Raw genomic sequence first — 18182 nt, 5'->3', positions numbered from 1 at the left:
GACTCAGTCCTTGCTCAGCATGATCCGGAGGATCTGCTGATCGGTTTCCACCATGCCCTGATTGACCAGCGATGCCAGATTGCGAATCGTCTGGTCGACATCTTCCGATACGATGCCGTCGCTGCCGCCGACACGGATGCCGTCCAGCGCCAGCAAGACCGCCTTGACCGCGGCGCCGACCGAAGAGGACACCTTCATGGCACAGCCATTGTTGGCACCATCGCAGATCATGCCGGCCACGTCACCAATCATGTTGCAAATGGCCCGGCCGACCGTTTCGACATCTCCGCCCAGCAGCCAGGCCATGCCGGCCGCCGAGCCCATGGCCGCGGTGGTGACCGCGCACAGGGCAGACAGCTTGTGCTGGTAGCTCTTGATATAGATGGCCATCAGGTTGGACAGCATCAGGGCGCGGATGCGCTGCTCCTCGCTGACCTCCAGGTGGTCGGCCACCACCACCACCGGCATGGAGGCGGCAATGCCCTGATTACCCGAGCCGGAGTTGCTCATCGCCGGCGCCATGGCACCGCCCATGCGGGCATCCGATGCGGCCGTGGTGCGCTTGAGTACCCTGGTCAGCAGATCGTCGGCCAGAATGCCGCGCTCGATATTGCGCTGCAGGGAGGCGCCGATGGCCAGGCCGTACTCACCCTTCAGTCCCTCATCTGACAGGGCGGTGTTCAGCTCGCCGGCCTGGGCGATGAAGCGGATGTCCTCCAGCGGGGCGAGGGTGGCAAACTCGAACACCGCACGCGCACTGGCCCCGGCGAGCGAGTAGCTGTCGCTCTTGCTGTTGGCCGGTGTCGGCGGCAGGGTGAACAGCGTCTGGCCATCCTTTTCAATCAGTACGACCCGGGTGTGCGCATCGGCGATCGCCACCCGCACCCAGTGATCGTCGGCCTGCAGGCGCGCCTCTGAATACAGCACATTGTCGACCGGTGCCACGCTGATGCGCACCAGCCCCTGATCCAGCATGGCGCGCGCTTGGGCGACATCCTGTGGCTGCAGGTTCTTCAGCACTTCCAGCCCGGCGTGCGGGTCTCCTGCCAGGGCGCCCACGGCCGCGGCAATCGGCATGCCGACCATGCCGGTGCCGGGGACAGTGACCCCCATGCCGTTCTTCATCAGGTTGGGTGAGACGGCCGCATCAATGCGTTGCGGGGGCGCGCCCAGATGCTCGCGCGCGATGGCTGCCGCCAGGGCCAGCGAGATGGGTTCAGTGCAGCCCAGTGCCGGAACCACTTCTTTGCGGACGGCCTTGATGAATTCTGGCCAGAGTTGAGTGTCTATTTGCATGGTCTAATGGGCCATAATGGAAAACGCTACGGGTTTGTCATGCTATAGAATGGTTGGTTCAATGCAAAGATCAATTCGTAATATTCACTGCGTCGGACGCCGGGTCCGGGTCGGCGCTTCAATGGATGTCATTTTGGGGTAGGCATGGTTCGTCATCGTTTCTTCTTGCTCGCATTCCTGATATTCCCTGCGCTGGCCATGGCCGCCGTGCCGCTGGCTCCGGCCGTCACCGAGGGCTATACGCCTTCGTATACGGTACTCAAGTCGGTCGCGGTATACGACGTCAAGGCTGACGGCAGCTACCGTGAAGACGTGACGGAGGAGTTGCGCGTCAATACCCAGGCGGGTGTGGATGTGCTCGGGCAGTACCCGATTCAGTTTAGTTCTTCCCTGCAATCGGTCCAGGTGATCAATGCCTATACCCTGACGCCTGAGGGTAAAAAAATCCGTGTCGGCAAGGAGGGCATCCTGCTGCAGCAGAGCAGCGAGAGTGCCGGTGCGCCGATGTTTGACGACTCCAAGGTGATGAATGTCGTTTTTCCCGCCTTGTCGCCCGGCGCCAGGGTACATGTCCAGTTCCGCCGCCTGGTGCGTCAGCCGCTGTTTCCCGGGGTATTTGCGCTGCAGGAGTATTACTCGCTCAACGAAGACCGCGAGTCCTCGGATCTGTATGTACACCTGCCGGCGAGCATGAAGCTGCAGGTGGAGGCCATTGGCGTGCAGGGAGGCGAGGTGGCGCCGATCCGTGCCGGCTACCGCAGCTGGCACTGGCAGGCCGGCCGCAACGCGGCACAGGCGCCGGAGAGTGATGCCATCAGTGAGGTCGATTACAGCCCGCGCGTCGCCCTGTCGACGCTTTCGGGCTACGAGGCGCTGGCGCGCGCCTATGCGCAGCGCGCCGACCCCAAGGCGGCCGTCACGCCCTATATCCGTCAACTGGCCGCAGACATTACGCGCGGCATCAGCGATCCGCGCGCCCAGGCCGAAGCGCTGTATCGCTGGGTCAGCAACAATATCCGCTATGTGGCGATCTATTTTGGCGCCGGCGGCGTGGTGCCGCACGATGCCGAAACGGTGGCGCGCGCACTCTACGGCGACTGCAAGGACCATGTCACCCTGTATCAGGCGCTGCTGACGGCTCGCGGCATCAAGAGCAGTGCCGTGCTGATCAATGCCGATCAAAGCTGGTGGTTGTCACGTGTGGCTGTGCCCACCGGGGCATTCAATCACGCCATCAACTACCTGCCGCAATGGGACCTGTTTGTCGATACCACGGCGCAACTGGCACCGTTCGGCACCTTGCCGGATACCGAGGCCGGCAAGACAGCGCTGGTCATGGATGACGGCAGCGGCCAGCCGCGGCTGATGACCCTGCCGATCCTGAATCCGGCGCATGACCGGGTGCTGGTCGATACGCAATTTGCCCTGCTGCCGGACGGCAGTCTCAAGGGCGCCAGCAAGATCCGCCACAGCGGGGTGTATGACTTCCTGGCCCGCTCGGCCTTGTCCGGCATCACCCCGGGCATGGAGGCCGAAGCCGCCGGTCACCTGCTGGCCAATCGCGGACTGCAAGGCAGTGGCACGCTGCGGCTCGATCCGCTGTATGCGCTGGACAAGCCGTTTGGCTATCAGTCCGAATTTACCCTGCCGGAGTATGTCGACCTGAGTGGCCCGACCGCCGTGGTTTTGCCCAGCGGGGCCGATAATGTGCTCGGCCTGTCTGCCTTCGTTGATTCCGGCGGTACCCAGCCCAGCCGTCGTACCCCCACCATGCTGGACAATGGCTATTTCCAGGAAACCCTGACGTTGCAATTGCCCCCTGGCGTGGGTGTGCTGGCTTTGCCGCGCCCGGTGCACATGACGTCTCCTCTGGGGGACTATCGTGCCGAGTATCTGCACGTCGGCCAGTCGGTCCAGGTGCGCCGGCTGCTGGTGCTGAAAGACAATCCGCCGGTTCTGGCACCAGAGCGTTATCCGCAGTTGCGCCAGCTGGTCCATGCCGTGGCGCGCGACCTGCGTGCCCAGATCCTGCTGCAGCCGCAGCACTGAGCGGAAAGGGTCAGATCCGCAGTCCGAGTTGTACCAGCTGAGCGGGAATCTGCTCGAACGCCAGTGTCTGGCCGAAGGCCAGGCGCTGGCGCACACCTTGCAAGCGCCGGTCCACACCGAAGCAATCAATGCCCAACACGTCGCTTTCTGCCGGCAGACTGGCCAGCAGTTGTGCTTCTTCTGCGGCCTGCAATGTCGGCATGTCGTCCCACTGTGCCTGTTCCAGCCAGCCCATGCGACCAAAACCAGCCACCAGCCGGGCCCGCTGCGGCTGGAAACGGAAGAAGGTAAAGTCTCCCAGCGTCAGATAATCCGCAGCCGCCGGCAAATAGCGCACATAGCGCGCGCGCCGTGCCGCGGTGTCGTCAACCGGTCTGACCTCGCCGATCAGTGTCAGACGAGCGGCTGTTTCCGGCCCCTCCGCGCTGGGGGTCTGGATCAGCAGGCTGGCGCGCGGGTCGGCCATCAGGTTGCGGGTGTGTTCCGCCAGCCGGCTGATGAGGAACAAGGGACAGTGGTCGACATCCGGCACATACGAGAGCGAGCTGGCATAAGGAAATCCGGGCAGGTTGGCTGCATGGGTGGCCAGCGCGGCAGCCGAGCACTCATGTAAGATTTGGATGACTGAATCTGAGTAGATTTTCATGGCTATTATCAGAATTTCCTATTATTCGATCATGTTTTGTCTGAAATCTTGACGGCATAATTGGACTATTATGCTGAAAAAAACAATCAGAATCAGGTTATCAACGATGGATGATCATCGTTCATCATGGGAAAGAAAATGCTGATAAACACTGTTATTTGTGATGATCATCCCCTGGTGTCGCTGGCGCTCAAAACCGTGCTTCGCAGCGACCCGGAGTTCAATATTCTGGGTGAGCCGGCTTCGGGCCCCGAGTTGATCAAGCTGTTGCGTGAGCAACGCTGCGATCTGGTGATTCTGGATTACTCCATGCCCGGAGAACTCGACGGCATCGGGCTGATTCAGTATTTGGCACGGGTTTTTCCCGAGACCCGTCTGCTGGTGTTCTCGGGTACGGCATCGGCGGCACTGGCCAGCCGCTGCATCGAAGCCGGGGCTCATGGCTTCATGCGCAAGACACAGTCCGGGGACCCTTTGCGTGAAGCGATTCGCAATGTGGCCAAGGGCGGTATCTACATCGATCCGGCATTGCAGGGCGAGGTGCGCCGGGCCTCCGGATTCGAGCAGGCATTTCTCAGCCTGTCGCCGCGCGAAATGGTGGTGGTACGTCTGCTGCTGGCCGGGCAGAGTGTCAGCGAAATATCGGCGCGGCTGAATCGCAGTATCAAGACCGTCAGCACGCAGAAGCAGACAGCGTTCCGCAAGTTGAATATTCAGAGCGACGCCGAGTTGTTCCGCCTGGCCGGTGAGCTGGGCGTCAATGATGCCGCGCCGCTGACTGATCTGCCGTCTCGATGAGCCAATCGGCTGATTTTGACCCCGGTTCGCTGGCACGCGCGGCGCGACTGCTGCGCCGCGGTGGTGCCGTCATGCTCGTGCTTGCTTCGCTGGCCGTGACCCTGGTGGTGTATGCCAGCTTCCAGGCCCGCGTGCAGATGGTGCATGGCGAAGCGCTGGATCGTCTGATGCCGGTTCAGGAAACGCTCGATTACGAGAGTGCCCTGATTGATGTCTATTTGCGGCGCATTGCCAGTCACCCGTTTTCCAATCCCCGCCTGGAGCCCGTGTCACGTTATGCCACCGAGGGCGGTATCGAGGCCATCGGCATGGCGCTGCCCGGGGGCAATCAAAGCGCTCTCGGCGTGGTGTGGCACAAGCCCGGCATGCCGCTGGATTTACCCCATGTCGGCAATGTGCTTTATCAGGCCTACGGCAAGATCAAAGTACTCACCTGGCAAGGATCTCTGACGCTGGTGGACCGTGCCGGGGGCTATGTCGCCACTTATCCCGCAGCGCAGGAGCATCGGTTTCTGCTCAGCATGCAGTCCTGGGTGCGTCAGTTGCCGCCCTTGCCGCCCGGCAAAACCCAGTGGACGGTCTTTCGTCGCGCAGACAACCAGGTCTGCGATTGTGTTGCGGCCTATATCGGCATCCAGGCCGAAGGCCGTTCCGAAGTGCTGGTGCAGACGATCCCGCTGGCCCATCTGGATTTGCTGTTTGCCGGCAAAGGCTGGTTTGCCCTGCAGTCAGGGCAGCAGACCTTGTATGCCTCCGAGGGGAGTGAGCTGGGGCGCTGGCAGGGGTTGACCGCGACCCATCAGTCTGGCCTGACCGAAACCGTGCGGCGGGATGGCAAGCTGTTGCTCAAGCACGCGCTCAGTCAGCTTCCCTGGGTGTTGCTCTATTCCCCGTCGCGCAAGGACGAACCGGGGGTCGAGTGGCGCGAGCTGGTGCCGCATGCGCTGGTCTGGCTGCTGGCCTTGCTGGCCTTGATCTGGTTTTACCTGACCTTGCGCCGGCTGATGCTGCGGCCGACGGAGGAGGCTCTGTCGGCGGTGTTGCACTACCAGCAAGCGCTGCGTGACAGCAATGCCTCGCTGCAGATCGCCAAGGAAGAAGCCGAGCAGGCGAGTCAGGCCCGTTCGCTGTTCCTGGCGGTCATGAGTCACGAGATCCGAACCCCGCTCAATGGGGTGATGGCCATGCTCGAATTGCTCGAGCATGAGCCGCTCAGTCCCTCCCAGCGTGAGTCGCTGTCCCTGATCAAGCGTTCCAGCAGTGTGTTGCTGCATGTGATCAGTGATGTGCTGGTGTTCACCCGCCTGCAGACCGGCAAAGTTGAATTTGTCCATGAACCGGTGTGCATTCGCGAACTGGTGGACGAACTGCTGGAGTCACAGCGGGCGGCCATCCAGGTGGCCGGCAAGCCGGTCCGGTGTCTGCGGCAGGGGCCGTCAGCGCCGGATCTGACGCTTTCACTCGATCCTTACCGCTTGCGGCAAATTCTCGGCAATCTGCTCAGTAATGCGGTCAAGTTCACTGCGGAGGGGGTGGTGAGCGTCCGGATCGATTATCAGCAGGGCTGGCTGCAGCTTGATGTCGAAGACAGCGGCATCGGCATGACCGACGAGCAGATCTCGCGCTTGTTCCAGCCCTTCTCCCAGGCGGATGCCTCGACCGTGCGACATTACGGCGGCAGTGGCCTGGGGCTGGCCATCATCAAACAATTGCTGGATCAGGCGGGAGGCTCGGTCACGGTTGACAGCCGTCCGGGCGAGGGCAGTCGCTTCAGCGTGCGTCTGCCCTGCGAGCAAGCGGCCGCAGCCGAATTTCCCCCGGTGCAGGATGGCGCCCGGGCCGCTGGCATTGAGCACTACCGCACGGGGGAAGTCTGGGTGGTCGAAGACCATCCCATCAATCAGGCCACGCTGCGCGCTCAGTTCCGCACGCTGGGGGTCGAGGCCCGCTTTGCCAGCTCGGGGCCCGAGGCGCTGGCACAACTGCGTCAGGCTGGTGATGTGGCCCTGGTGCTGACCGACATCTCCATGCCCGACATGGATGGTTTCGAACTCACCCGACGCATTCATGCCGAAGAGAAACTGGCCGATGTGCCGGTCATCGCCTTGTCTGCGCATGCCTTCCCCTCTGATTTCGAAGCAGGGCGACAGGCGGGCATGGCCGACTATTTGACCAAGCCAGTCAGCCTCGATACCCTGCGTGCCGCATTGCAACGCTTCGGTCTGGTGCCTGCAGCGACAGCCGATACTGCACCACCGACCGCCGATCCCGCAGAGCAGGCACAGCCGGTCATCGAGGTCGAGCAGTTGCTGAGCCTGTTCGAGGGGAATCTGGCGGATGTGCGCGCGCTGGTGGCGCGCTATCTGGATTGCGATGCGGAGGACATGGCCAGGCTGAAACAAGCCTGGCAGGCAGAAGACTATGAGGCACTCGGGCAGACTGCCCATCGCATGGGCAGTGCCGCCCTTTATCTCAATCCGCCCTATGCTGATCTGCTCTATGAGCTGGAAGAGCTGGCGGCCGCACAGGATGTCGCGGCGATGAGTGCCAGTCTGGCCACCGTCTTCCGGCTGTCCGATGCCCTGGCGGCAGCCTGTCGTGCCTGGCTGGCTCAGAACGCCGACGCCGGCCTGCAATGAGGGACATTCAGGTTGCCGGCTGTTTGAGCAGGCGCAGGGTCAGGGCAGTGACGATGCTGCCAATGGCCACATTCAGGCAAAACAGCCAGGGCTGAGACATCATCTGCCGGAAAGGCAGGATGAAAATGCCGCCGTGCGGCACACATTGCTCGATACCCTGCAGAATGGTCAGCGCCCCGGTGACGGCCGAGCCTATCATCAGCGCCGGAATGACCCGCAGCGGGTCGCGGGCCGCATAGGGAATGGCCCCCTCGGTCATGAATGCCATGCCGAGGATGGCCGTCGCCTTGCCCGCCTGTCTTTCCTGTTCGCTGAAGCGGCTGCCGAACCACCAGGTGGCCAGCGCCACCCCCAGCGGCGGTGTCATGCCGGCCGCCATGACCGCTGCCATCGGGCCGCAGACCTTGGCGCTCAGCAAGGCCGTGGCAAAGCCATAGGCTGCCTTGTTGACCGGTCCTCCCATGTCGAAAGCCATCATCAAACCGATCAGTGCCCCGAACAGCAGGGCGCTCGAGCCATGCAGTCCGCTCAGCCATGCCGACAGCTGTTGCATGATGAAGGCCATGGGCGAACCCACCACCAGTGTCATCAGCAATCCGGTCAGCAGGGTGCCCAGTAGTGGCAGCAGGATGATCGGCACCAGCCCGTTCAGATGGCGCGGCAAGCGCAGATGCCGCGTCAGCCAGGCCGTGCCATAACCGGCAATGAAGCCGGCCGCGATGCCGCCGAGAAAGCCGGCATTCATGTTGACGGCGACCATGCCCCCCACCAGCCCCGGTGCAATGCCGGGCCGATCGGCGATCGAGTAGGCGATATAGCCTGCCAGCACCGGCACCATCAAGGGGAAGGCCGCTTTGGCGCCAATCTGGAACAACGCCCAGGACAGGCTGCCCGGCGGGCTGGTGTCGCCGACGAAGATGCCGCCCAGGGCAAAGGCCAGCGCAATGATCAAGCCCCCCGCGACCACCAGCGGCAACATGAAAGACACCCCGGTCATCAGGTGCTCATAGGGGCCGGCATGACCGAGCCTGCCTCCCGTGACCGGCTGCGCCGAGCCGGTTGGTCCCTCTGGCAGTCGCGTTGCCTCGCGGATGGCCTTCTCGATCACGCTTTTGCCGTCGCGGATGGCCTGGCCGCTGGCGGTGCGGTACACCCGCTTGCCGACAAACCGGTGCAGCATCACCTGGGTGTCTGCAGCGATGATGACCAGATCGGCATCGGCGATCTCCTGTTCGGTCAAGGTGTTGCGCAAACCTACCTGCCCCTGGGTCTCCACCTTGATGCGGTGCCCCATCTGCTCTGCCGCCATCTCCAGCCCCTCGGCCGCCATGAACGTATGCGTCACCCCTCCCGTGCAGGACGTGATGGCCACGATGAACAGCGGCATCTGTGCCGGTGACAGCTTTGCCAGCAAGGTGCGCCAGGCACCATCCGGGTCAGCCTGTGCGGCTTGCAGACTCAACGGGTGGACGGGCGTCGAGGCGTATGGCAACGCAATGGGGTCGCCCACCAGCAGGATGCCGTCGAAATGGGCGTCCGGGAGAGGGGGGCGTGCGTCACCGGCATAGCATGTGGTCAGGCGGCAGGGAAAGGCGGTGGCAGCGCTTTGCAATGCCTTGGCGACCGTGGCGGTCTCAGGCATGGGGTCGGTTTGATGCAGAACGAGCAATAAATGGTACATGGACTCTCCAGAGTGGGTGGGGTGCGCTTCGGCGTGCTGCGCCGAAGTGCGCTTTTGTCCGACAGCGCAGACAATGCGTGGCGGATGGGGACTCAGCGGGTTTGGGCCTGTGCCGGTGTGCGAACGTTTTCACCAGGCCTTGGCCAGCGGCCTGTCAGGACACGATCGGTCATCGTGTCGGCCTGTCAGACGATGCTTTCTTTTTGTCGCTTGTGTCTTGGTATGGCGTGGGTTTGCAGCTGTTTATCCTTGTGTTGTGCATTGGCGGGGTGTCCTTGGTGGTCGGGGTGTACGCATTGAAAACGATTGCATTTAACCGGGGCAACGCCAGGTGGATGGCGTGGCCGTTTGTCATTGAATTTGAAAATTTGCTAGTGCGTAGCGGTGCAGAGAGCAGCAGCAGCGCCAGCGGGAGAGCGGATGAGTGTCAAGATCAAGGATGTGGCCGTCCTGGCCGGTGTCTCGGTCGCCACGGTGTCGCGGGCGCTGGGGAATGGTCCGGTCAGCCAGGCGTTGCGTCAGCGGGTGATGGATGCGGTCAGCGCGCTCGGCTACCACCCCAACCTGAGTGCCCGGCGCTTGCGATCAAGCCAGAGCGGCATCATCGGGCTGATCGTTGCCGACATTCTTAACCCCTTCTTCACCGCCGTGAGTCGAGCGGTAGAGGACGTCGCCTATCGCCATGGCCAGCGAGTCATTCTTTGTAATGCCGATGAGGACAGGGCAAGAGAGGCGATGTATTTGCGACTGATGGCTGAAGAAAGGGTGTCTGGCGTGATCTTTGCGCCAACGGGGGTGACGGCACGCAGCTTTCGGTCACAGCAGCATGATTTCCCGATTGTCATGATTGACCGTGAGGCGCCGGATGGGCTGGCGGATGTCGTGGTTCTGGATAATCACCGTGCAGCCGGTGACCTGACTGAGCATCTGATCGAACGGGGGTATCGCCGCATTCTCGGTCTGTTTGGCAGCCTCAGCGTCACGGGGGCCGAGCGCTGTGCCGGTTATGAGGCCGCCATGCGTCGTCATGGCTTGTCACCGATGGCCCATTTTGTACGTGGCGCGGGGTCGGCGCCTGTTCTGGCCGGCCTGATGCACTGCGAGGAGCGTCCCGAGGCAGTGCTGGCCAGCAATGGCCTGCTGCTGCTCGACACCTTGCGCAGTTTGCGTCAGATGGGGCTTGCCATTCCGGCCGATGTCGCGCTGGCAGGCTTCGATAACGATATCTGGACCGAGCTGGTCGGCGGCGGGCTGACGGTGATCGAACAGCCGGTACGCGAGATCGGCGCGACAGCAGTCGACATGCTGCTGGCGCGAATCGCTCAACCTGATCTGGTCAGACGCAAACTGGTCCTTGCCGGTCAACTGCGGATCCGCGGCTCAACGCCAGGTCCTTCCGGCAGGAGTGCGTAGGCACCTTGTGCAGAGGTTTGGCCGCTGGGGTGTGGGTCGCTGCGCATCAAGTGTGTACGCGGCGACAGGGCCTTTCTCCAAGGTTTTTGTTGATTATTGGTTTTGACTGACCTAACAATTTCTATATGCCTTTAGTATAAATTGTGCAGCGCCAAAAATTGACAGGGGGTGTCATGCGCGTCGGACTCAGTTTCAAAGGCATGATGCTGGTGTTCGCCAGCACCATGGCCTTGCTGTTGTGCGTCTTGCTGCTGGGGTGCCTGTGGTCATTGTCAACGCTGGATCGCGGGATCAGCCAATCCTTGCCCCAGGCCAATACCTTTGCCGATGCCTTGTCGATGGCGCGGTACAACACGGTGCAGATTCAGCAATTCCTCAACGATGCCAGCCTGACGGGTGACAGCGACAGCTTCAAAGAGGCTCAAACCAATCTGGATTTGTTGCAGCAGGCGCTGGACCAGGCCCGGCAAGCCAATCCCTCCTCGGCCGATCAGATTGCCCAGCTCAAGAGCAAGGCGAATGCCTTGCATGACAGCGGTGTGCAGATGGCCAATGCCTACCTCAAGCAGGGCAAGGCGGCTGGCGATGCCATGATGAAACAACCCGGCAGTGGTTTTGACGTTCGCATTGATGCCATGACCAGTCAGCTGGAAGCCTTGAACAAGCAGTCCATCCAGCAATACGCCTCGACACAGGACGAGATGATTCGGGTGGCGAACGAGGTCAAGGCCGGTGTCGTCATCGGCGTTGCCACCGTACTGGCGATCTTCCTTTTGATGATGGTCTGGCTGTATCGAGCCGCCGTGCTGCCGCTGGCGGCCATGCGCAAGACGGTCGTCGAAGTCATTGATCATCTGGACTTCTCGCGTCGCATTCAGCATGGACGTCAGGATGAAATCGGCCAGACCATCCAGGCCTTCAACCGTCTGCTCGAGATGCTGCAGCAGAGCATGAAAGCGCTGAATCACGATATTGGTGAAGTGGCTTGCATGGTGCAGGGGCTGAGCCAGGACTCCGGCAAGGTGTCTACCCGCTGTGCGGCGCAAAATGAAGCGGCTTCGGCCATGGCGACCAATGTCGAGCAGATGGCCAATGCCATCGCCTATGTCGCCGATCAGTCGCAGGAGGCGGCGACTGTGTCGGCCCGAAGCGGCGAGCTGGCGCAGCAGGGGCGGGTGGTGATCGAGAGCACGGTGAGTGACATTCACGAGATTTCGCGTTCGGTGAAAAGTGTCGCCGAATGCATCCATGGTCTGGTGGACAGCAGTCAGCAGATCGGCGGGGTGGCGCAGGTGATTAGTGAAATCGCCGAACAGACCAACCTGCTGGCCTTGAATGCGGCGATTGAGGCGGCGCGTGCCGGGGAGGCCGGGCGGGGGTTTGCCGTGGTGGCCGACGAGGTGCGCAAGCTGGCCGAGCGCACCACCTCCTCGACCAATCAGATTGCCCAGACCATCAAGGCCATGCAGGACAGTGCCAGCGAGGCGGTGACCAGCACCGACGAAGCCGTGACGCTGGTTGATCGCGGTGTCGAACGCGCCTCACAGGTAACCAGCACCATCGGCAATATCCAGCAGGGCAGCGAGGAGGCCGTGCGCATGGCGACCCATATCAGTGCCGCCATACGGGAACAGGGAGAAGTCAGCCTGGCCATCAAGCAACAGATCGAGCGCATCGCCGCCATGACCAGCGATAACAGCGTCGTGGCGCACGATACCCATCAAATGGCCACCACCCTGGACAAGCTGACGCTGCACATGCACGAGACCATCAGGCGCTTCAGGGTTTAGCGCAGCGTACGTCCGGTCAGCTTTTCCAGCATGGCCAGCGGTGCCTGCTGCGGGTCGGCCATGTGCTCCGGCTTGAGGAAGAAGGTCTGCTCCAGCATGAACTGGCCGGACATGACGGCATGCGAGGCATGATCCGAAAAGCAGATCCAGCCAGCCCCGGGCGCAAAGGCGATGGTTTCCTGCGGGCACTCGGCCTGATAGGCCAGGTCGGCCTTCATGGCATCGTGCAGGTTCAGCATGATGTGGTCGTAGCGTGTGCGATAACGCTTGGTAATGCCCAGGCGGTGCTGCAGCCAGGCAGAGCCAGGCCATTGCACGGGCAGGCGCGGCAGGAAGCGCTGCGCCATGGGCGTAAACGCTTCGCCCACACGCCAGACCCGCGGCTCGCCGTGCGGATTGATGTTCATGAAGACGCGCAGGATGCGTTCGCCGTGATTGGGTCTCGAGGGGAAGGCATCGACATGCAGCCGGCTGTCATCCTTGCGCCAGGAGGCGTGGCGGGTCTCGACACGGTGCAGGCGCAGACTGGTCGGTGCGGCAATCAGGTGGGCCGCATAGGCCGGAAACAGCAGATCAATCCACTGACGCGCCGAGCGGGCGTAACGCGCCACCAGGCCGTGCAGGATGTCATGGGCGGCACTGGCCGGGTCGACGCCGATCAGCTGTCCGGCCTGCGGGGGCAGGCTGATGTTCTTGCGGCCTTTGACTGCATGGACCGGATCCAGCATTTGTCGCTCTTCAGGCGTGGTCTCGAAAGGCATGCTGGGTACATGCAATACTTTGCCGGTCTCGAGCGCCGACAGTAAAAGGTCGCTATCCGCGGGTTGGCCTTCGGCCGGGTTGATCCGGGCGGTAACGATCTGGCTGTCTGACGACATGTGGCATCCTCTTTTCAGGGGCTAACGTTGAAATTGAATCCCTTGACCACTTCCAGCACGGCCTGGCGGAAGGCCTCGGTGATCTCGGAGCGCAGGCTGGCGCGCGGGTAGGCCAGTACATAGCCGTAGCTGGGGGCCGGTTCGAAGGGCCGGATGGTCACACCGTGGGCTTTCCAGACGCTATAGGCAAAGGGTTCGACAATCGAAACGCCCATCCCGTTGGCGACCATGGCGTAACGGGTATGAGAATTGTTGGTTTCGATGGTGTAATGCGGCTGCACGCCGGCATTTTCAAAAATCGAACGCTCGGCCCCGAAGGACAGCGAGCCTTTGGGCAGCCAGCCGATCACGTTCTGACCTTCGAGATCCTGCGGCGTAATCCGCGTCTTTTCTGCCAGCGGATGATTTTCCGGCATGGCGCACATCATGCGCGCCTCGAAAATCTGTTCAATCTCGATACCGGCAATCTCGGCAAACTCCAGCGACAGCGCGACATCGGTCTTCATGTCCTGCAGGCGCGCCATGATCTCACCCAGACTGCAGGGATCTACCTTGACCACCACCTCCGGATGGCTTTGCCGGAACAACTGCAGCACCAGTGGCAGCAGGGTGGTCGACAGGACCGGCAGGCAGGTAATGCTCAGGCTCTCCGAGGCCTCGCTGCGGATCGAGTCGGCCACCTGCTTGAGTCGCTCCAGTCCAAGAAAGTTCTCTTCCACTGCCCGATAAAAACGCAGCCCGGCCACCGTCGGCTCCAGCCGTCCCTTTTCGCGGCGGAACAGAGAGAAGCCCAGGTCTTCCTCCAGGTCGGAAATCAATCGGCTGATGGCCGGCTGGGTGATCTGCATGCGCTTGGCTGCAGCCGTTCCAGTGCCGGTGATGATCAGATGGCGAAAAGCTTCAATCTGGCGAAAACGGATCATGATGGTGTCGGGGTAGTCAGCGTTCGGAGGCCGGTCGGTCAGGCACGGCTTTATATGATATATCAATTGTCGTAAATTATTTACTCTTGTTAAAACCGAAAGCCAACATGACTGCCGTTCCCCTGAGCTGGTCAACCCTTTTGCTGATTGCCCTGGCGGGTTTGTATGCCGGAACCCAGAACGTTCTGGCAGGGGGCGGGTCATTCATCACCTTCCCGGCCCTGTTGCTGGCCGGCCTCAATCCCCTGGCCGCCAATATGACCTCCACCATCGCCCTGTTTCCCAGCCAGATCACCTCTGCCGTTGCCGGACGCAAGCTGGTTGAGGGGGTGGGGCCGCTGCGCTTTCGTACCCTGTTCTGGCTCAGCCTGGCCGGCGGGGTGTTTGGCGCCTGCCTGTTGCTGTCTACGCCGGTCAGTGTGTTTACACGTCTGGTGCCCTGGCTGGTGTTGTTTGCCACCGGCGTGTTTTTCTGGGGCAGCTTTCTGCGCAAGCCGGGCCCGGTCGGCGTGGCCCAGATTCCCTATGGGGCCTTGCTGGCCATCCAGGGCGGGATTGCGCTGTATGGCGGCTACTTCGGCGGCGGCATCGGTATTCTGATGCTGGCGGCCCTCACGGTGGCCGGACAGGCGGTCAGGACCGCCACTGCCACCAAGAACGCCCTGGCCATGACCATGAATGCTTCCGCCGTGGTCATTTTCGCCTTTTCCCCCCTGATCAACTGGCAAGCCGCGCTGGCGCTTGGCCTTGGCGGGATCGGCGGTGGCGTGCTGGGCTCCTGGCTGATGCACCGTTTACCGGAAAAGTGGCTGCGCGGCTTTGTCGTGCTGGTGGGGGGCTTGCTGACCCTGTGGTTGTTCCTGCGCTGATTGTTCCGCAATGATTTTCTTGTGTGACCCCATGCAAAATTCGCATGGGGCGGGGCCGCTGTTTGCCGGAAAATAGCGGCTATCCTCCCGAGAAAGAGTCAGCATGCGCGCTACCCACCAGTCCGACGATCGCATCCGCTACGCCGAACCACTCAGTATTGAAACCGATCTGCGGGAATTCGACGTCCTGTCCAACCCGCTGCTGAACAAGGGCACGGCCTTTACCGAGGCCGAACGTGACGAGCTGCATCTGCATGGTTTTCTGCCGCCCTCGATCCAGACGCTGGAAGAGCAGGTGGCCCGTCGCCTGCAGGCCTTGCGTGCGCTGGACAGCGACCTGGACCGCTATGTGATGCTGCGCGATTTGCAGGACAGCAACGAAACGCTGTTTTACGCCTTGCTGACGCAAAACATCGAAGAGATGCTGCCGCTGATCTATACCCCGACCGTCGGCGCCGGCTGCCAGCGCTTCAGTCATCTGTATCGCCGTCCGCGTGGCCTGTTTCTCAGCTATCCGCACAAGCATCTGATTCGCCAGATCCTGTCCCATCCGCATTTCGATGCCGTCGAGGCCATTGTGGTGACCGACGGCGAGCGCATCCTTGGTCTGGGCGATCAGGGGGCGGGCGGCATGGGCATCCCGATTGGCAAGCTGGCACTGTACGTCGCCTGCAGCGGACTGAATCCGCGCACGACCTTGCCGATCATGCTGGATGTCGGTACCGACAATGCGGATTGTCTGGCGGATCCGCTCTATGTCGGCTGGCGCCACCAGCGCGTACGCGGCGCCGAATACGATGCCTTCATCGAGGAGTTCGTCAGTGCCGTGCGCGAGCGCTGGCCCCATGTGCTGCTGCAGTGGGAAGACTTCGCCAAACACAATGCCAACCGTCTGCTCGGGCGCTATCGCGAGCAACTGTGTACCTTCAACGATGATATTCAGGGCACCGCAGCCGTCGCCACCGGCACACTGCTGGCCGCCATCAATGTCACTGGCGTGCCGCTGACCGAACAGCGCATTGCCGTACTGGGGGCCGGTTCCGCCGGCTGCGGCATTGCTGCGCTGATTCACCGTGCCCTGGTCGAGGCCGGCCTGACCCCGGAAGAGGCCGATCGCCGCTTCTGGCTGGTCGACCGCCATGGCCTGCTGGTCGAGGGCTTGCCCTCATCCAGTGGTCTGGAATCCTTCCAGCAGCGTTTCGTCCAGCCTGCGGCTGCCGTCGCTGACTGGGGGCCGGCAGAGCATGGCCAGTACAGCCTGCTCGATGTCATGCGGCATGCCCACCCGACGGTTCTGATCGGCGTTTCCGGGCAGCGCGGTGGTTTCAGCGAAGCCGTCGTCCGCGAGATGGCACGTCATGTCGCGCAGCCGGTGATCTTTCCTTTGTCCAACCCGACTGCCAACAGCGAAGCCCGGCCAGCTGATCTGCTGGCCTGGACAGCCGGTCACGCCATTATTGGCACCGGCAGTCCGTTCGAGCCGGTGGAGCGGGATGGCCGTGCCTTCAAGATCGACCAGACCAATAATTCCTACATCTTCCCCGGCGTCGGCCTGGCGGCCGTGGCGCTGAAAATCCAGACCATCCCCGACAGTCTGTTCATGGCCGCCGCCAAGGCGCTGGCTGCCATCTCGCCGGCACGCGCCAACCCGCGTGCCAACCTGCTGCCGCCGGTCAGCGACCTGCGCCGTGTTTCTTACTGTGTGGCACTGGCCGTCGGCCTGCGCGCCTTCCATGAGGGCCTGCTGGACGGTGACATGACACTGGATCGCATCGAGCCGACGATTCGTGCCCATATCTGGGAGCCGCGCTACCCGATCCTGCGTCATGTCACGCATCGTGATGACGTCATGACCTGGTAGCTGCCTGCAGCAGGGCGGCGACGCGATCTGCCAGCACCTGATGGGTATGTGCCGTCGGGTGCAGCGGGTCCCAGAACAGGTAGCGGTCGGCGTTGCGGCATGCCGGACTCGGGGTGTAATGCCCGAAATAGGGCAGCTTGCTGTCGGGCTGAATCGCCAGGCAGTTGTCACGGACATTCTCGACCTGGTACTGCTGTGGCCGGGCAATCACATCGTCGAACAGCGCATGCGCATCAAACAGATGTAACTGCAGTGAACTGCCGTGACGCTGGCGCAGTGTTTCCAGCAAGGCCGCCAACAAGCGGTTGAAGGTGTCGACCTGGCGTCCCAGTTGCTGACTCTGGTTGCCCGCCCGGGCCAGCGGAGTCTGCGCCAGATCCGGCAGATTCAGGACCAGCAAATGACGTGCGCCCTGGGCAATCAGCTGGCTCAGGGCGCTGTCCAGATCCCCAATCACCTGCTCGGGTGTCCGTCCGTAGTTGATCAGATCGTTGCCGCCAATCCACAAGGTAAACAGGCTGCGTTCCGGCCGGTAGGCCGGATCAGCCCGGGCGTACTCCTGCCAGGAGGCCACCTGCTGGCGCAAGCCGGGCAACACGACCTTGCGATCTCCCGCGGCACCGCCGATAGCCCAGTTGTAATGCGGTAAAGACAAGCGCTCCGCCAGCCGTTCCACCCAGACCCGGTCATTGCTGAACCGCCCGAGAAACCAGGTTTGGTTTTGCGGCAGCCGCCACTGAGACATGGCATACATGTTCTGCGTGTCCGACAGGCTGTCACCAAAGGCTATCAGCCTTTCCAGGCCGGCCGATGGGTCGATGCTGGCCAGCGACCAGATGGTGTGGTTGTAGGAGAGGGCATTATTGGCCGCCGAGACCATGACCGGTTCGCGGCCCCCTGCCTGGTCACGCAGGGTCTGCCGGCAGACTTCGCGCAGACTGGCTTGCGTGGCATCGCTGTAAAACATGCTGCGCCAGGGCAGAATGCCGCCGGCACGCCAGACGCCCTGCAGGCGGAAGTAGTCTCCCGAAGCCGGGTCGCGCGCCCACAGATAGGCACTTTCCGGGTGGTTGGGGTCATTGCTCTGGCGATAATGGCAGCGCAAATAGGTAAACGTGGGTTTGTCGAACGGCAAGGGGGTGATCCGGGGTTGCCGGTGCAATTCGCTTGCCGAGAGTGGGTGCTGAACGGACAGAACGCCGTCCAGACGATCGTCAGGCTGGGGGCTGGCCAGGGCGGCCGTCGTGAAAGCGCACCAACAGAGCGCCAGGAGACGGCAGCGGAATGATTTGCTCATAATGTGGTCGTCGCGGCTATGCCGTCAGAGTGATAACGACCG

Annotated in this window: 13 protein-coding genes; 7 read left to right on the top strand and 6 right to left on the bottom strand. The window is 62.2% G+C overall.

What is annotated here, in order from left to right; genetic code table 11:
- Nucleotides 1-3 precede the first annotated feature (3 nt).
- A complete protein-coding gene (locus tag JNO51_RS08820; RefSeq protein ID WP_215776145.1) occupies nucleotides 4-1296 on the bottom strand; it encodes a serine dehydratase subunit alpha family protein in 1293 nt (430 codons plus the stop codon).
- A 144-nt stretch (nucleotides 1297-1440) separates the two neighbouring features.
- Here JNO51_RS08820 and JNO51_RS08815 point away from each other — a divergent pair, with 144 nt between their 5' ends.
- A complete protein-coding gene (locus tag JNO51_RS08815; protein ID WP_215776143.1) occupies nucleotides 1441-3345 on the top strand; it encodes a DUF3857 domain-containing protein in 1905 nt (634 codons plus the stop codon).
- A 10-nt stretch (nucleotides 3346-3355) separates the two neighbouring features.
- Here the strand turns inward: JNO51_RS08815 and JNO51_RS08810 are convergent, their stop codons facing one another.
- Nucleotides 3356-3991, bottom strand: coding sequence for a HugZ family protein (locus JNO51_RS08810; RefSeq protein WP_215776140.1), 636 nt, complete (start codon nucleotides 3989-3991; stop codon nucleotides 3356-3358).
- 138 nt (nucleotides 3992-4129) lie between these two features.
- Between JNO51_RS08810 and JNO51_RS08805 the strand changes: the two genes are divergently transcribed.
- Nucleotides 4130-4789 (top strand): response regulator transcription factor, encoded by a 660-nt coding sequence (locus JNO51_RS08805; RefSeq protein WP_215776139.1) that lies wholly within the window; start codon nucleotides 4130-4132, stop codon nucleotides 4787-4789.
- On the top strand, nucleotides 4786-7428 hold the full coding sequence (locus JNO51_RS08800; protein WP_215776138.1) for an ATP-binding protein: 2643 nt from the start codon (nucleotides 4786-4788) through the stop codon (nucleotides 7426-7428). Before JNO51_RS08805 ends, JNO51_RS08800 begins: the two co-directional genes overlap by 4 nt.
- Before the next feature lie 7 nt (nucleotides 7429-7435).
- Here the strand turns inward: JNO51_RS08800 and JNO51_RS08795 are convergent, their stop codons facing one another.
- Nucleotides 7436-9109 carry a PTS fructose transporter subunit IIC gene (locus JNO51_RS08795; protein WP_252346034.1) on the bottom strand — a complete coding sequence of 558 codons (1674 nt, stop codon included), beginning with the start codon at nucleotides 9107-9109 and terminating at the stop codon, nucleotides 7436-7438.
- Between the two features lie 420 nt (nucleotides 9110-9529).
- On the opposite strand from JNO51_RS08795, the gene JNO51_RS08790 reads away from it, so the two are divergent.
- Entirely contained in the window at nucleotides 9530-10522 is a 993-nt protein-coding gene (locus JNO51_RS08790) for a LacI family DNA-binding transcriptional regulator (RefSeq protein WP_215776136.1), read from the top strand.
- 173 nt (nucleotides 10523-10695) lie between these two features.
- Nucleotides 10696-12312 (top strand): methyl-accepting chemotaxis protein, encoded by a 1617-nt coding sequence (locus tag JNO51_RS08785; RefSeq protein ID WP_215776135.1) that lies wholly within the window; start codon nucleotides 10696-10698, stop codon nucleotides 12310-12312.
- Here JNO51_RS08785 and JNO51_RS08780 read toward each other — a convergent pair.
- On the bottom strand, nucleotides 12309-13190 hold the full coding sequence (locus tag JNO51_RS08780; protein ID WP_215776133.1) for a Kdo hydroxylase family protein: 882 nt from the start codon (nucleotides 13188-13190) through the stop codon (nucleotides 12309-12311). The genes JNO51_RS08785 and JNO51_RS08780 overlap by 4 nt on opposite strands.
- Nucleotides 13191-13204: 14 nt before the next feature.
- Nucleotides 13205-14113, bottom strand: a complete 909-nt coding sequence (locus tag JNO51_RS08775; RefSeq protein ID WP_215776131.1) for a LysR substrate-binding domain-containing protein — start codon at nucleotides 14111-14113, stop codon at nucleotides 13205-13207.
- Between the two features lie 107 nt (nucleotides 14114-14220).
- Here JNO51_RS08775 and JNO51_RS08770 point away from each other — a divergent pair, with 107 nt between their 5' ends.
- Nucleotides 14221-14982 (top strand): sulfite exporter TauE/SafE family protein, encoded by a 762-nt coding sequence (locus tag JNO51_RS08770; RefSeq protein ID WP_215776129.1) that lies wholly within the window; start codon nucleotides 14221-14223, stop codon nucleotides 14980-14982.
- Nucleotides 14983-15085: 103 nt separating this feature from the next.
- On the top strand, nucleotides 15086-16843 hold the full coding sequence (locus JNO51_RS08765; RefSeq protein WP_215776127.1) for an NAD-dependent malic enzyme: 1758 nt from the start codon (nucleotides 15086-15088) through the stop codon (nucleotides 16841-16843).
- On the opposite strand, the gene JNO51_RS08760 is transcribed toward JNO51_RS08765, so the two are convergent.
- Nucleotides 16830-18140, bottom strand: a complete 1311-nt coding sequence (locus tag JNO51_RS08760) for an SGNH/GDSL hydrolase family protein (protein ID WP_215776124.1) — start codon at nucleotides 18138-18140, stop codon at nucleotides 16830-16832. The genes JNO51_RS08765 and JNO51_RS08760 overlap by 14 nt on opposite strands.
- Nucleotides 18141-18182 lie beyond the last annotated feature (42 nt).

Source organism: Paludibacterium sp. B53371, assembly GCF_018802765.1.
In the GTDB taxonomy this organism is placed as follows: Bacteria; Pseudomonadota; Gammaproteobacteria; order Burkholderiales; family Chromobacteriaceae; genus Paludibacterium.
The sequence above is the reverse complement of the archived record's forward strand: the minus strand, read 5'-3'. Positions and strand labels throughout refer to the sequence as shown.

Bases quoted from the DNA above. Each gene is read 5' to 3' on its own strand.
- JNO51_RS08820 (WP_215776145.1), bottom strand. From the start codon at position 1,296: ATGCAAATAGACACTCAACTCTGGCCAGAATTCATCAAGGCCGTCCGC.
- JNO51_RS08815 (WP_215776143.1), top strand. From the start codon at position 1,441: ATGGTTCGTCATCGTTTCTTCTTGCTCGCATTCCTGATATTCCCTGCG.
- JNO51_RS08810 (WP_215776140.1), bottom strand. From the start codon at position 3,991: ATGAAAATCTACTCAGATTCAGTCATCCAAATCTTACATGAGTGCTCG.
- JNO51_RS08805 (WP_215776139.1), top strand. From the start codon at position 4,130: ATGCTGATAAACACTGTTATTTGTGATGATCATCCCCTGGTGTCGCTG.
- JNO51_RS08800 (WP_215776138.1), top strand. From the start codon at position 4,786: ATGAGCCAATCGGCTGATTTTGACCCCGGTTCGCTGGCACGCGCGGCG.
- JNO51_RS08795 (WP_252346034.1), bottom strand. From the start codon at position 9,109: ATGTACCATTTATTGCTCGTTCTGCATCAAACCGACCCCATGCCTGAG.
- JNO51_RS08790 (WP_215776136.1), top strand. From the start codon at position 9,530: ATGAGTGTCAAGATCAAGGATGTGGCCGTCCTGGCCGGTGTCTCGGTC.
- JNO51_RS08785 (WP_215776135.1), top strand. From the start codon at position 10,696: ATGCGCGTCGGACTCAGTTTCAAAGGCATGATGCTGGTGTTCGCCAGC.
- JNO51_RS08780 (WP_215776133.1), bottom strand. From the start codon at position 13,190: ATGTCGTCAGACAGCCAGATCGTTACCGCCCGGATCAACCCGGCCGAA.
- JNO51_RS08775 (WP_215776131.1), bottom strand. From the start codon at position 14,113: ATGATCCGTTTTCGCCAGATTGAAGCTTTTCGCCATCTGATCATCACC.
- JNO51_RS08770 (WP_215776129.1), top strand. From the start codon at position 14,221: ATGACTGCCGTTCCCCTGAGCTGGTCAACCCTTTTGCTGATTGCCCTG.
- JNO51_RS08765 (WP_215776127.1), top strand. From the start codon at position 15,086: ATGCGCGCTACCCACCAGTCCGACGATCGCATCCGCTACGCCGAACCA.
- JNO51_RS08760 (WP_215776124.1), bottom strand. From the start codon at position 18,140: ATGAGCAAATCATTCCGCTGCCGTCTCCTGGCGCTCTGTTGGTGCGCT.